At 33.8% G+C, this 15,641-nt stretch carries 16 protein-coding genes; 10 read left to right on the top strand and 6 right to left on the bottom strand.

Features of this window, described 5'->3' with window-relative positions; all coding sequences use genetic code 11:
- Positions 1 to 1,204: 1,204 nt before the first annotated feature.
- From F6K18_RS16920 to F6K18_RS16910, 3 genes are all read right to left on the bottom strand, one after another.
- A complete protein-coding gene (locus F6K18_RS16920; protein ID WP_287522394.1) occupies positions 1,205 to 1,408 on the bottom strand; it encodes a hypothetical protein in 204 nt (67 codons plus the stop codon).
- 196 nt (positions 1,409 to 1,604) lie between these two features.
- Positions 1,605 to 1,793: a hypothetical protein gene (locus F6K18_RS16915; RefSeq protein WP_287522392.1), complete on the bottom strand. Its 189-nt coding sequence runs from the start codon at positions 1,791 to 1,793 to the stop codon at positions 1,605 to 1,607.
- Between the two features lie 877 nt (positions 1,794 to 2,670).
- A complete protein-coding gene (locus F6K18_RS16910) occupies positions 2,671 to 2,901 on the bottom strand; it encodes a hypothetical protein (RefSeq protein WP_287522391.1) in 231 nt (76 codons plus the stop codon).
- 997 nt (positions 2,902 to 3,898) lie between these two features.
- Here F6K18_RS16910 and F6K18_RS16905 point away from each other — a divergent pair.
- The 5 genes from F6K18_RS16905 to F6K18_RS16885 all read left to right on the top strand — a co-directional run bounded on the left by F6K18_RS16905 (position 3,899) and on the right by F6K18_RS16885 (position 7,173).
- On the top strand, positions 3,899 to 4,978 hold the full coding sequence (locus F6K18_RS16905) for an HlyD family secretion protein (protein ID WP_287522389.1): 1,080 nt from the start codon (positions 3,899 to 3,901) through the stop codon (positions 4,976 to 4,978).
- 645 nt (positions 4,979 to 5,623) lie between these two features.
- The gene (locus F6K18_RS16900) at positions 5,624 to 5,992 is read left to right on the top strand and encodes a hypothetical protein (protein WP_124145578.1); all 369 of its coding nucleotides are present in this window, start codon (positions 5,624 to 5,626) and stop codon (positions 5,990 to 5,992) included.
- 34 nt (positions 5,993 to 6,026) lie between these two features.
- Positions 6,027 to 6,197, top strand: coding sequence for a hypothetical protein (locus tag F6K18_RS16895; protein ID WP_287522388.1), 171 nt, complete (start codon positions 6,027 to 6,029; stop codon positions 6,195 to 6,197).
- A 162-nt stretch (positions 6,198 to 6,359) separates the two neighbouring features.
- Positions 6,360 to 6,572, top strand: a complete 213-nt coding sequence (locus tag F6K18_RS16890) for a family 1 glycosylhydrolase (protein ID WP_287276976.1) — start codon at positions 6,360 to 6,362, stop codon at positions 6,570 to 6,572.
- 130 nt (positions 6,573 to 6,702) lie between these two features.
- Positions 6,703 to 7,173 carry a family 1 glycosylhydrolase gene (locus tag F6K18_RS16885; protein ID WP_287522386.1) on the top strand — a complete coding sequence of 157 codons (471 nt, stop codon included), beginning with the start codon at positions 6,703 to 6,705 and terminating at the stop codon, positions 7,171 to 7,173.
- Between the two features lie 286 nt (positions 7,174 to 7,459).
- On the opposite strand, the gene F6K18_RS16880 is transcribed toward F6K18_RS16885, so the two are convergent.
- The 3 genes from F6K18_RS16880 to F6K18_RS16870 all read right to left on the bottom strand — a co-directional run bounded on the left by F6K18_RS16880 (position 7,460) and on the right by F6K18_RS16870 (position 10,358).
- Entirely contained in the window at positions 7,460 to 7,849 is a 390-nt protein-coding gene (locus F6K18_RS16880; RefSeq protein ID WP_287522385.1) for a nuclear transport factor 2 family protein, read from the bottom strand.
- Positions 7,850 to 8,988: 1,139 nt separating this feature from the next.
- On the bottom strand, positions 8,989 to 9,183 hold the full coding sequence (locus tag F6K18_RS16875) for a DUF2949 domain-containing protein (RefSeq protein WP_124143954.1): 195 nt from the start codon (positions 9,181 to 9,183) through the stop codon (positions 8,989 to 8,991).
- A 656-nt stretch (positions 9,184 to 9,839) separates the two neighbouring features.
- Positions 9,840 to 10,358: a hypothetical protein gene (locus F6K18_RS16870; protein WP_124144976.1), complete on the bottom strand. Its 519-nt coding sequence runs from the start codon at positions 10,356 to 10,358 to the stop codon at positions 9,840 to 9,842.
- Positions 10,359 to 10,750: 392 nt separating this feature from the next.
- Here F6K18_RS16870 and F6K18_RS16865 point away from each other — a divergent pair, with 392 nt between their 5' ends.
- The 5 genes from F6K18_RS16865 to F6K18_RS16845 all read left to right on the top strand — a co-directional run bounded on the left by F6K18_RS16865 (position 10,751) and on the right by F6K18_RS16845 (position 15,447).
- A complete protein-coding gene (locus F6K18_RS16865; protein WP_287522382.1) occupies positions 10,751 to 12,670 on the top strand; it encodes a PAS domain-containing sensor histidine kinase in 1,920 nt (639 codons plus the stop codon).
- Complete coding sequence (locus F6K18_RS16860; protein ID WP_287522381.1) at positions 12,648 to 13,757, top strand: response regulator; 1,110 nt, start codon at positions 12,648 to 12,650, stop codon at positions 13,755 to 13,757. Before F6K18_RS16865 ends, F6K18_RS16860 begins: the two co-directional genes overlap by 23 nt.
- Positions 13,758 to 14,114: 357 nt before the next feature.
- Complete coding sequence (locus F6K18_RS16855; RefSeq protein ID WP_287522380.1) at positions 14,115 to 14,357, top strand: hypothetical protein; 243 nt, start codon at positions 14,115 to 14,117, stop codon at positions 14,355 to 14,357.
- Between the two features lie 107 nt (positions 14,358 to 14,464).
- Positions 14,465 to 14,686 (top strand): DUF6737 family protein, encoded by a 222-nt coding sequence (locus F6K18_RS16850; protein WP_287522378.1) that lies wholly within the window; start codon positions 14,465 to 14,467, stop codon positions 14,684 to 14,686.
- Between the two features lie 182 nt (positions 14,687 to 14,868).
- Positions 14,869 to 15,447: an endonuclease NucS domain-containing protein gene (locus F6K18_RS16845; protein WP_287522376.1), complete on the top strand. Its 579-nt coding sequence runs from the start codon at positions 14,869 to 14,871 to the stop codon at positions 15,445 to 15,447.
- Positions 15,448 to 15,641 lie beyond the last annotated feature (194 nt).

Genomic DNA, 15,641 nt, shown 5'->3' with positions numbered 1-15,641 from the left:
GGTATTTAACCGCTCTAAAAACCTAGCTACTAATCGTAGCAAACTAGCACCTTGAAAACTAAAGTTAGGGGGTTTTGCACAGGAATGCTTGTGTATGGAAAAGCTTTAAGCAACAAGTACCAGAGAACCAAAGTTTTTTTTAAGGTTTAAACTGTACCGTAGGGCATACGGAAACAGGCTCTTGAAATAGAGCGAACGCTTGGGGAGAGAACCATCTCTGGACTAGATGCCGTAAGGTGTTTAGTTTAAGTGGACTCATTGAACCAAGAATCCTGGTTCCAGGAGAATCCCCGTGCGTTTACGCCGGGGAGTATGTCAAATCATGTCCCCTCCACACACCTAATAATTTTTGGTTGCTTAACGAAATGAAATGACTATTGCGACATCCGCAACAGAGAGGGGAAGTAGATATTTTTCCTCCACACACCTGATCAATGGTGCTTGATAAAATGAAATGACTATTGCGATATCCGCAACAGAGAGGGGAAGTAGATATTTTCTCTCCACACACCTAATAATTTTTGGTTGCTTAACGAAATGAAATGACTATTGCGACATCCGCAACAGAGAGGGGAAGTAGATATTTTCTCTCCACACACCTAATAATTTTGGTTGCTTAACGAAATGAAATGACTATTGCGACATCCGCAACAGAGAGGGGAAGTAGATATTTTCTCTCCACACACCTAATAATTTTTGGTTGCTTAACGAAATGAAATGACTATTGCGACATCCGCAACAGAGAGGGGAAGTAGATATTTTCTCTCCACACACCTGATAATTTTGGTTGCTTAACGAAATGAAATGACTATTGCGATATCCGCAACAGAGAGGAGAAGTAGATATTTTCTCTCCACACACCTGATAATTTTGATTGCTTAACGAAATGAAATGTGTGATATTCGCAATCAAGAGGGGAAGTAGGTATAGCAGTTGCCAAGGCGCTTACAGCACTTTTGAAGATAGTGAGGTAAAGTTATAAGACTATTTATTCCTGTATTTCCTGTTGCCTGTTCCCAGATCCGGTGTTCCCTAGAGCAATAAAACTTTGTACCTCTTTTCTTTGAAAATCTATTCAACTATTTAGTCTAAACTCCAGTACTCAGGATTCAATTGTTATAAAAAAGCACCTATAAAACTATAGGTGCTAAATTTAATTCAACTATAAATTCAACTTAAAAAGTTGTAATTATATAGCCAATTTTTAGTAGCAATCGTAACGTCTATAGCTGTAACGTACAGGACGACTATAGCGATAACTATGGTAGTGATAACTCACAGGGCGACGAGAATAACGTCGAGAACGACCAGAACCGTAACAATCATCGAAATGATGACCACCATTAATAGTGGCAGATTCTTCGGAAGAAAGCTCAGAAAATAATTCTGTGTTTTGAGTTTCTTGCATAAGATTATCCTCTTGATTAATTGTGTTTACAAGATGGTTAAAAATTATCGATATTTATTTAACTATCTTGCTATTTCTAATGTATTTTTCCTTGGTGAATTCCAGAATCCGGAGAATTTTTTTTTGATTAGCGATTCTTTAGAGGTTGCTAAAAAGCTCTTTAAAAGTGCTTTGGAATTCAACTCATAGGTTTAAATTAGTAGCAGTTATACCCAGACCTATAGTAGCGACGACGAGAGTAGTAACGTACAGGCCGACTACGGTAATAACTACGATACCCATAACTGTAATGCCGACGACCATAATAGCCATGACCACCATTAATAGTGGCAGACTCTTCTGAATAAATTTCAGTAAAGAGTTGATTATTTTTTGTTTCTTGCATGAAAATTTTCCTCAACTTTAATTACATTAGTAATGTTTAATAATTCCTATGTATAGCAGGAATTACAGTTAAGTATTCTTCATAAGTTGGTAATATCCGGATAACTATTTATCTGAGTAATTTCAAATCAAAAATTACTAAGCAAATATTAAAAATGCTATATAGAGGCCATTTGGTATCTTTGTAAAGGTACGAATTTTTGGCAAAGGACTCAGGTAGGGGAGCCATCGGTAGGGCGACGTACAGAAGTCAGGAGATCGAGAAATAGAATAGGGGAAAAATGTGAAAATCCCCCCATATTCACTATCTCTCTATCTCCCTATATTTAAGTACATAAATAGACATTTCCAATAATCAAAAATCAAATCAATTATTGGACTATATACATCAATTATTTACCCCTAATTCCTCTTTTATAGAGATACCTAATACCATTTATCAAAAACTTTTCTATATTTTCTTGAGCCGGGGGTAGGAGAGTAGGGGCAAACGGCAGTTTGCCCCTACAAGACCTTGTATGCAAGGTCTGTACAGGGAGGGAACCCGCCCCTCGCCCCTCCCCCTCCCAGGAGGAGAAGTAAAGATAATAATCATTAACATTAACTGAGCTACTAATTAGCAAAAAAGTTATTCAACCTGTGTTAATTACTTGATAACTGAAGTGCTACCTAAGCATAGCATTAATGCATGGGAATTTGTATCAGATATCCCATCAGGGTTATATATATTTAAAATTGCAATGGAGGTATTGGAGATAAATATTTTTTTGTAGCACAATAATCAGCACTATATAATAGTACTTCACTACTAGATCGCTACTATAAAATTACAATTAATTGTGCTTTAATCAATAGAGGTATAAACACAAAAAAATACTTTAGTAGTAGCCTTTTATATTCCCTTTATAGTAATTATAATTATAAGGTTGGTAGTCAGAATAATAGCGGTTATCACCATAATAACTGCGAGGACAAAGTTGAAAACCTAAAAAATTACGGCGATATTGATAATTTTCATTGTAACCACCATTTATGTAGGTAGATTCTTTAGAATTAAGTTTTGTAAAAAGTTGCTTTTTTTGAAGTTCTTGCATAATTAACTTCCTCATGGTTAATAATTTTAATTATAGGACTTACGCACCTGCAACCTAATTTTCGTCCGAAGCAATCCACAGGGTTTGCGCAGCAGTCCGGAACGGAAAGCCATCTCAAATCCTAGTTTTTCGTACCTCATGCGTAACTCCTGAATTAAATAGTAGTAATCTTTAGCTGAGTTCTTGAATTTATGAAGGAATTGTACTTGATAATTCCAAAATAATCTGCAGTGTCCGGAGTTTTGTATACTTCGACGATCGGGTTATATCATGTCCGGATAATTAGTGATGAAAAAACTTTCTCCTTTTTTTCCTTCTTCTTCCCTCTTTTTTTCTCCTGACTCCTGAGGACTGACTCCTGAGGACTCCGTCGTTTATTTATAACTGTTCAACCGGACATGATATTATTGTTAATTGTTGACTTTAATCCTAATTTCTTCAAGTTTTCATTCTATCCGGATTAAGTTGAAACAAATCTGCAAAAATTATTAGAGTATAAATTAAATACAGCAGTTATCAATAATTTGTCATACCAAATTCAAAAAACAATACTATCTACATTATATTGTAGAGGGTTCGTATACAACACTCTTACCGCTCATTACCCTAAGTTGATATAGCAACTCTCTAAATAATTTGTAAGAAATTAGTAAAATAACTATTATCCCTAGACTTCCCTTGCGTATTAGGTATGTAGGTGGTGCGGTCATTTCAGTTATCAGGCACGCCTCCTCCGGAGGAACTGCGGACTTCAGTACCTCTGCAATCAGGAGGCTACGAAAATACGGAATTTTCTTTTCTCTTGGTCTCATGGATATGGCGAAGAGACCCGTTCTTGCAGACCCGCTCCGAAGTACGCCATCCCACCCTACGGGAAGCTCCGAAGATCGACTGCTTTTTATCCTCTTAAAAGAGGAGGCGTAACTACCCAAATTTTTCGGTAAGCTTTTTCACCTAAAACCTACCACCTAAAACCTACCACCTTCTTCAATTTAATAAGTGAATATCAATTATGTTAAATAATTCTGATTATGTAGAACTACAACCTCTAGAAAGTGATGAATTTCTCCCTCCTCTAAGTCCTTGGAGCAAAATAGGAGGAATGTTTTTAGTAGGAACATTTGGTGTCGCTATTGCTCTAATGAGTGTAGTAAAGTACAACCCTACTGTAAGAACTGAAGCAATTGCTCGACCAACAGGAGACGTAAGAATTGTTCAGGCGCTTACAGAAGGTAAAGTTGAAAGTGTAGAAGTAAGTGAAAATCAAACTGTTGAGATGGGAGAGACCATCGCACGCATAGATGAATCTGCACTTAATCGCCAAAAAAATCAACTACAGGAAAAAATAAAACAGTGTGAGGTAGAACTAGAACAGATAAATCAACAAATTTCTGCTGTAGAAGTTCAAATTTTAGCTACCGCGAAACCTCAGACTTTTCAGAAATCTAGATCGAGTACAACAGCAAACAATAAAATAGATAATGCATCTGTTGAATCAGCCATTTTAGATTTATCTCAATCTTTACCTACAGTTGCGCAACAATTTGCTAAGGATCGACGAGACCTAATTGTGAAGCGGACAAAATTAATTAAAGATTTGACTGCAGGTACCAGAGAACTAGAAAAAGTAGATATTAAACTTGATAATAGTGTAATTCGAGTGCCTGTAGATGGTACTATCTTTAAACTATCTTTGCGTAATCCTGGGCAAACTGTAGAGTCAGGAGCAGCGATCGCTCAGATTGTTCCTAGTAATGCACCTTTAGTATTTAAAGGCAGAGTAACAGCAGCAGATATTGCTAGGGTAAAAGTCGGCCAACCTGTGCAAATGAGGATTTCAGCGTATCCTTTTCCGGACTATGGTATTCTCAAAGGAACTGTCAATTCAATTTCTCCAGATGCTATCACCTCAGAAGCACTTCGTGAAGCTTATTATGAAGTGACTATAGAACCTGAAAAACCTTACTTAGTTAGGAGCGGTCGTCAATATCTAATCCAACCAGGAATGGAAGGTCGAGCTGATATAATTTCTTCCCAAGAAACCGTGTTAACTTTTGTTCTCAGAAAGATTAGGCTATTAAGCGATTTTTAAGTTTTTATTTCCTTTGTGTTGGGCAGAGGAGGATGAGGAGTCAAAAATATTACTAGCGAATAATCTGAAAAATTTTGGTATAATTAATATCAATTTTTCTAATAATTTTATAGATTAATTGCTGAGATACTATTTTACACCTTTTCCTACTTTTTTCCATAAAGAATTGTTGAAAATACCTCTCTAACACCTACTATTTTTTTTCATTTATGTTTGACAAATTTATCAGTAAAGTTCAGAAGTAACTTGACAAATTTTTTTTGATCTGGATTGAAAATTAAACTCTTTACTATAATTAGTATCTCCGATTCCTGAAATAATCATTAGGTATAGTACACACTAAAGTTGCAACTTCAACAGTTGTTTTTGTTGAATATTTTAAGTTTAATTTAATGTTTTTACTGAAGAAAGTAATAAGTGACTAATTTATCTAAAAAAATATACTTTTTTTGACGAAAAATAGTATTTGTAAAGAACTATCAGCATTTGTGCTTAGATTGTTTTTTTACATTAAAATTAAAATAAATTTAGTAGTTATACTGAAGTATTCTTTCTACATTTAGAAAAAGTTTTCCTAGCATTTTCAATAATTAGATAGTACAATAAAGGATATAAACCCTACACAACAATAAAAGAAAATTGATAATGAAGACAATCATTACTATCTTAGGTATTGGTGCAATCTTGCTATCTTATACTCCTACTACTAGAGCACAATCAAATAATCCTCAAATTGGAGAAACAACTCTTTCTGGAGACTCTCTGAAGACAGTAGAAGGCAGATCCATTAATAAAGATAATTACAGCACATATACTGATGACCCAAAATCTAGTAGCTCTCCTACAAATGGAATTAAACCTTATGAACTGCGTCGTCAACAACAAAACGTAGAAGTGATACCAGGAGTCTCGATTCCTGTAAACTCAGATCTGCCTAAATCAGAAAATCCTCTAGAAAATACCCTAGAAGGGGATAAACGAGAAGAAGGATTCAAACTAAAATTAGGAATTTAGAAATAATTGATTTATTCAACTTTTTGGGAATACTTTGCAAATTATAGATTCAAATGGAAATAACGGATGGGGAACTGAGAAAATCAGTTCCTCATTTTTGATCGAGGTTTTCTTGAGCGGGGGAGATGGAAAGATGGGGAGATGGGGAGATGGGGAGATGGGGAGATGGGGGAGTAGTAAACATAATGTCCTTGTGATCAGCTAAAAATCATTTAGATTCTACAGCATATTTCGGGCAAATGAGGTACAGGGTAAATGATGAAAATATTGTAGTGCGGGCATCTTGTCCGCTTCGGGGTGTACCTCATAACAACAGAAAGCGCTGTATATTCCCTGTTCCCTGTTTCCTTTGAAAAAAATTGAATATATGAATAGTTATAAATTTCCAGACGATTTTATGTGGGGAGTAGCTACCGCTTCCTATCAAATAGAAGGTGCCGCCACAGAAGCAGGTCGCAAACCTAGCGTCTGGGATACCTTTAGCCAAACTCCAGGAAAAGTGTTACATGGCGATACAGGTGCAATAGCTTGCGACCACTATCATCGTTACGAAACAGATATTAGACTTGTCGCTTTATAACTTAAAAAAATCCCAAAAACCTTGTTCTGTAAGAATTGTAGCTATGGGATGGCAAAAATGCTGGGAATTATTGCTCTGTCTAGGTTAGAGTGATTTTTTTCCTTTGTTTAGCGACAACTCTATTAAACTAATGGCGCAACTTGGTGTCAAACATTATCGCTTTAGTATTGCTTGGCTACCCATTATTCCTGATGATCGGGGTACAGTCAATGAAGCAGGGATAGATTTTGATCGCCGTTTAGTAGACTGTCTGCATCAACACAATATTACTCCCCACGCAACTCTATTTCATTGGGATAGTCCTCAAACCTTGGAAGACTTATATGGGTCTTGGCGTAGTCGGGAAATGGCAAAAGATTTTGCAGACTATGTAACTGCTGTGGTAAGTCGGTTGGGCGATCGCATCACTAACTGGATGACTATCAATGAAATTACTTGTTTTACCCATCTCGGTTATGCCGTCAATTTTGACCTTTCCCACGCTCCAGGTACTCCGGTTAATACCAATAAAGAAGTCTGGCAAACTTCCCATCATGCTTTACTGGCCTCTACGGGTTGGCTATTCAAGCTATTCGTGCGGCCTCCCCCACACCTTGTTTGATTTGTTTAGTTGATAATATTTCTGTAACTGTTCCCATTTCTGAAACACCAGAAAATATTAAAGCTGCTCAATAAGCATTTCACCTTTAAGGAAGAAAAATTTTTTGATCAGACAGGTTGGTATTTGAAAGAAGGTAAAAAACAAAAGGCATAATAGATAAAGATGAAAATCCTAATTTACCAACACCTCTTTATTTAAACTTACCTACTTACCACTAAATTTGTGAAGGGGAAAAATCAAAAATTTTTCTTGTAACTTAAATAACTACCTAAAATCTAACACCTTCTTACTCACCTTTGATTTGAGTCATCATTGCTGCATCATCCCAATAAGAAGATACTTGTTTAATTTTGCCATTTTCATTAATTTCAAATATACTAATTCCCTCTGCAACTCCCTGATTACCATTTTTTCCCACTCCTTGCATCGTCCATTTAACTGCTGCTCCATTATCTACAATAAATATATTGTTTGGTGTCAATTCTAGTTGAGCAAAAATCATTGATAATAGCCCAAAGAATTTCTGATAATCTGACTGTACATTGCTAGGTGGTTTACCCACAGGGTCATAGATAACACCGTCTTCAGCAAAGTTTTCTGCCCATGCTTCGGCATTCATCGCTGCCATATTTGTAAAATAAGAATTGACTAATGTTTCGATAGTTTCTTTTGTCATTTTCGAGTTTTCTTTTAATCGGGGTTTGTCATCTCAATCATATTTATGATACCAAGTTGAGATAATTAGTTACAATCAAATTTTTTTCATGGCCAGATAAGCTGATTCAGAATATAATCCTAAATTCGGTTTATGGGGTTGCACATTATGGAATGATATTGCCAAAAATTAGTTTAGACTTTGACTAAAAAGAACCTAATATCAATCATTCTAGCAATTGATTAATCCAAAATCCTGTTCATCAAAAATCTAAAATCATTCGTCACTATGCAACGCCCGGTTTATAGAGCATCCTTTTATGTAGACAGGGTTTAGGGGAAATGAGGTGATGGTTGAATCTTACATCCTATAAAATATCTTTAATAACCAGATTTTGTCTAATTTATGATATTTAATAATTTAATTATGGCTAGTCTACTTGATTAATTCGTGAAAAATTTCAAATATAGATAAAAAGTTTGAAACTATGACCTCTGCTTCCTTTAATAAAAAATATTTATAGCAGTCGAAGCAAAGAGCGCGGACATTTCAAAAGCTTAAAATTAAGACAACGCGATTTTTCCTTCTTCCTTCTTTCTTCTGCTATAGCAATACGCATTAAGATTAGGAAAACTCATACCAATTCCCATGCATTAATGCTATACTTCCGATGAACTTCAGTTATTAAGTAATAATAATCGTTTAGTAATGTTTATAACGATTATCGGCATTAAACCAAGATATCTGATCTCTTTTCACCCTACTCCCTACTCCTTTTTCCCCTCCACGGTCGGGGTTAGGGGTGGGTCTCTACTCCCTACTCTCAAGGAGATGTAGCAATAATGCGTGAGATTTGGTATAAGAAACTTCAAAACATTACAGTTAAAAGTCTTGACTCTAGCTAAATGCTGAATGCTGAATGCTGAATACTGATAGCTATATATAATTTTTCCCTGTTTATTATTCCATAAAAAAAAGGGAGTAATCTTGCTGAAAAAGCTAACTGAGATACTCCCTTGTTTAATTCAAATTTTTTATTCAATTTAGTTTTTATAATTTTTCTTGGTTTAAAACCCAATTCATACCTCCTTAAATGTCGCTTCATTTGTATTACCAGGGTAATATATCTATGGCCTAGATGATTCAGGAAATATAGTTGATTAAATGTGGGCCATCTGCAACCAGTCGAATATTTGATCTAACTGCTTCAATGTTACAAGACCGTATTGCCAAAGTATCATCGGTAATTGATTAGGGTCTTCTTCCTCATGTCGTAAAGCAATGGCGATCGCTGAATCAGAGATGGACAACTCCCACTTCAAGAATTTGATTAACTGAGCTTGTTTTGTAGACATGATTAAAAGTTTTCTCCAGTAGTATATTAAAAAATTTTAAATCGGTTTTATTTGATAATCACGATACCTAGTATCAATTATTATTAGGTAACCTTCAATGAGTCACATCATTAAAAGATGTGACATCTCTCAATTTTTGTAATGATGCAGATCACAATTTTGTTGTCTAGAACACTAAACTCTAGTTCTAAAAGTTAGTCACCCTTGAGCATTTTTGATGAAACTATTGATACATTTCAACTTCTATAAAATAGTTATTAATTTAATTATCAATCAATATATATATATGAATATATGAAAAATCTGCTTTTTTTATGAGTAGCATATATAAAGTAAATATTTGATAAAATGAGTATATACTTACTATCCGATCTTCTCTGATTTAAAGTTTCATAATACTGTCTGACTTGTGGGATGATGTAGAGATTTTATAAATTTATTACAGGAAACTATAATTACATCACCCTCAGCAATATTACTGATGTAGGCAATAATAGCTTTAATTACTTATATCTAGATATTGTAGTAGATATGCATAGATAGAAAATAGTGAGAAAAACCTTTCCTATCTAAGATTCATTATCAATATATGTCCTAACCAACCCTTTCTTTGCTATAGTTAATTGCCTATAGAAGTCTATTAGATACTAGAAAACTTATTTATCCGGTTTAGGAGATTGCTTGATTTCTGATTCGGCAGATTTTAGCGCTTGGTCTAAGATAATACGAGCTTCTTCTGCTTTTTCTCTTGCTTCTCTATAACGCAAATTAGCCACAGCAAAAGTTTTCAACACCTTAAAACCATCTTTAAGATTAGCAATTTCTTCAACAGTGACAGCTTCATCTGTGAATAGTACCTCAATTGCAGAACGAATCTTTAGTGCTTCCTCTCTCGATTCTACAACCTTAATCTTCAGCGCTGCTAGATCGCTAAGTATTTGTACTGCTTGGGCAACAGCTTCTTCTTCCTCAGAGGCAATTTCCTTTGATTCTTTTGACTCTTTGACCTCAATAAATTGCTCCGGACTAAATCCATTTTCTAATTCTGTAAGTATTTCACCAGAGTCCATCATTTCCACAAGCTTATCCATAGCTTTCTGACGAGCTCGGGGTGACTCTTTCCCCCTAACAGTTATAATCGTATCTGGATTTTGAGGCAAGGTATAACTAACCATAATTTGACTAACAATTTAGGTATAAATATAACTAATATACAGTAAAAATAATCATACCATTTTAGACGGAGCTAGCTGTAAATAATTAATAATTTTTGCCTGCCCTAAATTATTGTTAATGACGAGTGAAAAAAAATTGTAGTTAGCTCATATTTAACCTACTATAGCTATCCTAGATAGAATCTGAACATTAGCTACATATCAAGAGAAGTCACTCTCAGTATTTAGATAACTAACATTTATTCAAAACTTATTTAGGACAGCTATATTACAATATTCTGATGTACGAAGTCTATGACTTAAATTATGAGGTTTCAATGTAATTAGCTATGCGAAATGGATGGCTGAAAAAACTACAGAGACTATCCCCTATTGAGAAAATACTGAGCTATTTGGATAGTGCCAACCCTACTTCTGAAAATAGTAGAGACTTAACAAATGTTTCATATCCACAGTGGCAACATCGTTTTTTGATTGTTCGACTAAATTTAACATTGTGGCTAGCTTTTTTCTTTTTCTTGAGTAGAAGTATACTCAGTTTAATCTTCTTCATACTAGATAAATACCCTCCTTTAGAAGAGTGGGAAATTTCCAGGATTTTAGTACATTTAACCTTACTTGGTTGTATATTTCTACTACGAACTTCCTGGGGTAGTCGTCATCTTGGTCTAATATTTCTCTGCTTTTCTTGGTCTGTGACTATGATCGAGCAAATTTCAGATACAGTTACGAGAAATGTTAATCCTGAGTTTTTTGTCTGGATGTTGACTTTTTTTTCTCAGGCAACTTTAATTCCGGTTAGATGGTTTTTACACCTAATATCTCAGATTACTGTATTAGGTTATTACTTTGGTGTCAATCAGATTCTTGGTTTGGATGTAGCACCTTTAGATTGGAATTTTATGAAGATGCATCTTGGCATTTTCTGGGTATGTTTAATTTGTGATATTTCTGTATATTTATATGAATCTTTGCACAAAACTGAGTTTAATACTAGATTACAATTAGAAACAGCATATCAAGAACTAAATTCAACTGAGGCTAAATATCGTAGCATTTTTGAGAATTCAGTTGAAGGTATTTTTCAGTCTACACCAGATGGGCATTACCTTTATGGTAATCCTACTTTAGCTGAGATATTTGGTTATGACTCGCCAGAGGAGATGATGGCAAAAGTTAATGATATTGGCAAACAAATTTATGTTAATTCTAACTCTAGAGATGAATTTATTGATTTAATTAGCAGGGATGGAAGTGTATTAAAGTTTGAGTATCAAGCTTATCGTGCTGATGGGAGTATCATCTGGGTTTCTGAGAATGCCAGAGCAGTGCGTGATCCTAAAGGTAATTTAATTGCGTATGAAGGTGATATTGAAAATATTACAGAGCGCAAGTGGGCAGAAACTGAAATAAAGAAAGCACTAGAAATAGAAAAAGAATTGAATCAACTTAAATCTCAATTTATTTCTATGGCATCCCATGAATTCCGTACTCCTTTAACTACTATATTAGCTTCGGCAGAAGCATTAGAACACTATAGTCATAAATGGAATGAAGAAAAAAAACTGACTTATTTGCGTCGTATACAAGCTACAGCTCAATATATGACAGGGTTACTTAATGATATATTAGTTATAGGCAAAAAAGAATCAGGTAATTTTGAATTTAACCCGGCACCATTAGATTTAGAAAATTTTTGTCGAGGTCTTATAGAAGATATTAAACTCAGTATTGGTAGTCAATATTCCCTTCATTTTGTGCTTCAAGAAGCCAAGCAATTAACAACGAAAGATTCTGGCAAAGATGGGATTAATCTAAGTATTTTAAATTTCATTCAATCGGATTCAATTCAGCAAGAACAAAAGCAAAATGATGCTATCTATAATGCTCCACCAGAATCACAAAATGAATCTAGGGCACAAATATTTGAATTGGTTTTCATAGATGAAAAATTGTTGCGACATATTCTATCCAACTTACTTTGGAATGCAGTTAAATATTCGACCCAAGGTAGTCATATTTTTCTCAAACTTTCTTACTTAAATAACTATGCAATTTTTCAAATTCAAGATGAAGGTATGGGAATTCCAGCAGCAGAACAAAAATATTTATTTGACTCTTTCTACCGCGCTCAAAATGCTATTAATATTTCTGGTACAGGGTTAGGACTTACTATTGTCAAACATTGTGTAGATTTACATAGAGGTCAAATTTTTGTCGAAAGTGAAGTAGGGGTAGGAACTACATTTACTGTCATCTTACCGTTAAATTTAGAAAAGGAAAATATAAATGAAAAAAATTCTAGTGATTGAAGATGAAAAAGTAATTTTAGAAATAATTACAGATGTTTTAGAAGCAGAAAATTTTATAGCAATAGAGGCAGAAAATGGTAGAATAGGAGTAGAAAAAGCTCTAGAAATTGTTCCAGATTTAATTATTTGTGATGTAATGATGCCAGAACTTGATGGTTATGAAGTATTAAAATTATTACGGAAAAATTTAGTAACAGAAACAATTCCATTTATTTTTCTGACTGCAAAATCCACAAAAGCTGATTTAAGAGAAGGAATGGAATTAGGAGCTGACGATTACTTGACAAAACCTTTTACCAGAGATGAATTAATGAAAGCAATTAATACCAGATTAGAAAAACAAGGAACTATTCAAAGAAAAACTCAAGAACAACTAGATGAATTAAGAAGTAGTATAACTTTATCTCTACCTCACGAACTACGCACTCCACTCAATGGAATTATTGGTTCTGCCAATTTTATTATTGAAGAGTTTCAAGAATTAGAAAAGGATGAAATTTTAGAAATGGTAGAAAATATTCACATTTCTGCGCACCGTTTATATAGACTAATCCAGAATTTTTTACTATATGCAGATTTAGAGCTATTATCACGGGAGCGAGATAGATTAAAATTATTTACAACAGGTTCTGTTAGTAATCCTAAGTCAATAATTAGAGAGGTTGCTCTAGAAAAAGCAAGAAGTTTTAATCGCTTAAAAGACTTAGAGATTGCATCAGAAAATACTCATTTAAAAATTTCTGAGCCTAACTTTAGAAAAATTGTAGATGAATTGTTAGACAATGCCTTTAAATTTTCTGATTTCGGCACAAAAGTTAAGGTAGTAGGTAGATTAGTTCATCATGTTTTTGCTGTTGATTTTATAGATTTTGGCAAAGGGATGAGTTTTAATGAAATTTCTAATATCGGAGCTTATAAACAATTTAATCGTAAAATATATGAGCAACAGGGATCGGGCTTAGGTCTCAGTATTGCTAAACAAATTGCTGAATTACATAATGGGCAATTAAAGATCCAAAGTATTCCTTTAGAACAAACCACTGTAACTGTTTTTATCCCTACAAAGGTAACAGAAAAAGGCTGTTAAACTATGAGTTGATTTCTAACTGCTAATTTGATATTCATCGTTGATAGTTAAAATGAATAAAACCAATTTGATCGAGCAATGTCATATTAGTAAAGAAAAGAAAAAAGGAAAAACTGAAGTTGGAATCCATAATTAAGAACATAAAAAGGAAAAATCATAGAAATAAGTAGATAATAGGATTGGATTAGTTCCTTTTTAGGAGTAAAATATTTATTTTTTTTTGTGGAATTTCTAGATAATAATTGGTATAATAGCTTAAAATAGATAACAAAAAATATAGATGAGTAAATATATAAATAATGTTACTTACCTAGTTATAGTATAATAACTTAAAATATTAATGGAAAATTACTAACAATGAAAGAAAAATTACTCAACTGGTTAGATACATTTTTAGTAGCAAATGTATTTCTAGTAATAATTGGTTTTGCTTGGTTCGCGATCGCTGTGATTGGTCGTTATTCTGGAGTGGCTTTAGGTCTGGATCTTTGGCATAGATTATGGGAACCAGTATTTACTCCAGCTATCGGAATTTTGATGGGAGGTGCAATTCTCAGTGGCATAATTAAACAAATTACCAAACGTTTAAATTCTAATTAACATCAAATTTGGTTCATTACTAATAAAAAAAACTTTCTCCTTGTTACTTTGTTACTTTCGGTAAGTTTATTTCACTTTTTGTCTTCCTTATTCTTCGTTTATTATTTATGAAAAATTCAATTGAACAAGAAAAGTTTAACCCTTGGAATTACAAACCTTGGTGGTGTCAACCTTGGTCAATACTTATGACAGGAATCACTATTATTAGTAGTAGTTGGTTAGTGTTTAGAATTGTTTGGTTAACAGTTATTATCTCTATTCCTATATTAACTTGGATGGGATTTTTCCTGGTAGTTTGGCCTAAATTAATGGCAGAATCGAGAATGTGATAAAAATTGATTTTACAGCCATACATTCAGCATAATTAGGTCACAAAATCTATATTAAATAAAAATGAGATGCTAACCATAAAAAAAAGTAGAATTGCATCGGTTACAAACAGAGATTAATATCACTGTTGCTGTTTCTAAACAAGTCTAAAATTGTATCAAAAATTTAGATTCAATTATATATGTTCAGTAACGCATATTTAATCAAGAATGGTTCTGGGTGGGAATTTGTCAGTGAAGAGATTTTAGAAGATTTTCTTGATGAAAACTTAGAAATTTTACTAGGTTTGAAGGTCTTAGACAGACAATATATCGTTAATATTCAAAGGTGCGATATTTTAGCTATTGATAGTCAGGAAAAATTAGTGGTGTTGGAGTTAAAAAATGTTGAGGATAGGGTAATTGTTCAACAGTTGACTCGTTATTATGATGCTTTGTTAGATGAGAAACCTTTTAGTGACAAAGTTGATTATCGGCAACCTGTGAGATTAGTAGCAATTACTCCTAGTTTTCATCGGGATAATTTTACAGATCGAAAATATCACACTCTTGATTTTCAGTTTTTAGAGTTTTCTGTTATTTCAGATGGGAATAACTTTTATTTTTGTTTGAAAGATATTGATAATGGGGAGATTTCAAAGGCAATTATTCCCTATCAGGAACTAGAAAATGATTTAGATTTACCTACCCCACCCACAGTACTTTTGAAAGTTGTAAATAATTTAGATGTTCAACAGCAGGAGGAGGTATTGAGAGTTTGACAGAAAATTCTGAAGTTTGACAGTAGGATGCAAGAATTTTCTTTATTGGTTTAATATCCTACCGTCTACAGAGTTTCTACAATTTGGTTAGGATTTGTAGACGCGGAGGGAATGCTTAAAAGTTGCCCCATCCACTTTTTTCTTCTTCCTTCTTCAATATTTGCTATAAAATTTCTGTAAAATTACCCCAAAAT

The organism is Okeania sp. SIO2C2, from assembly GCF_010692625.1.
GTDB lineage: Bacteria > Cyanobacteriota > Cyanobacteriia > Cyanobacteriales > Microcoleaceae > Okeania > Okeania hirsuta.
Note: the sequence above shows the minus strand (reverse complement) of the source record. Positions and strands in the feature narration are given on the sequence as shown.

Coding starts and splice junctions, on each gene's coding strand:
- F6K18_RS16915 (WP_287522392.1), bottom strand. CDS start 1,793: ATGCAAGAAACAAAAAATAATCAACTCTTTACTGAAATTTATTCAGAA.
- F6K18_RS16885 (WP_287522386.1), top strand. CDS start 6,703: ATGGCGCAACTTGGTGTCAAACATTATCGCTTTAGTATTGCTTGGCTA.
- F6K18_RS16845 (WP_287522376.1), top strand. CDS start 14,869: ATGTTCAGTAACGCATATTTAATCAAGAATGGTTCTGGGTGGGAATTT.
- F6K18_RS16890 (WP_287276976.1), top strand. CDS start 6,360: ATGAATAGTTATAAATTTCCAGACGATTTTATGTGGGGAGTAGCTACC.
- F6K18_RS16905 (WP_287522389.1), top strand. CDS start 3,899: ATGTTAAATAATTCTGATTATGTAGAACTACAACCTCTAGAAAGTGAT.
- F6K18_RS16870 (WP_124144976.1), bottom strand. CDS start 10,358: ATGGTTAGTTATACCTTGCCTCAAAATCCAGATACGATTATAACTGTT.
- F6K18_RS16900 (WP_124145578.1), top strand. CDS start 5,624: ATGAAGACAATCATTACTATCTTAGGTATTGGTGCAATCTTGCTATCT.
- F6K18_RS16860 (WP_287522381.1), top strand. CDS start 12,648: ATGAAAAAAATTCTAGTGATTGAAGATGAAAAAGTAATTTTAGAAATA.
- F6K18_RS16880 (WP_287522385.1), bottom strand. CDS start 7,849: ATGACAAAAGAAACTATCGAAACATTAGTCAATTCTTATTTTACAAAT.
- F6K18_RS16910 (WP_287522391.1), bottom strand. CDS start 2,901: ATGAGGAAGTTAATTATGCAAGAACTTCAAAAAAAGCAACTTTTTACA.
- F6K18_RS16875 (WP_124143954.1), bottom strand. CDS start 9,183: ATGTCTACAAAACAAGCTCAGTTAATCAAATTCTTGAAGTGGGAGTTG.
- F6K18_RS16855 (WP_287522380.1), top strand. CDS start 14,115: ATGAAAGAAAAATTACTCAACTGGTTAGATACATTTTTAGTAGCAAAT.
- F6K18_RS16850 (WP_287522378.1), top strand. CDS start 14,465: ATGAAAAATTCAATTGAACAAGAAAAGTTTAACCCTTGGAATTACAAA.
- F6K18_RS16920 (WP_287522394.1), bottom strand. CDS start 1,408: ATGCAAGAAACTCAAAACACAGAATTATTTTCTGAGCTTTCTTCCGAA.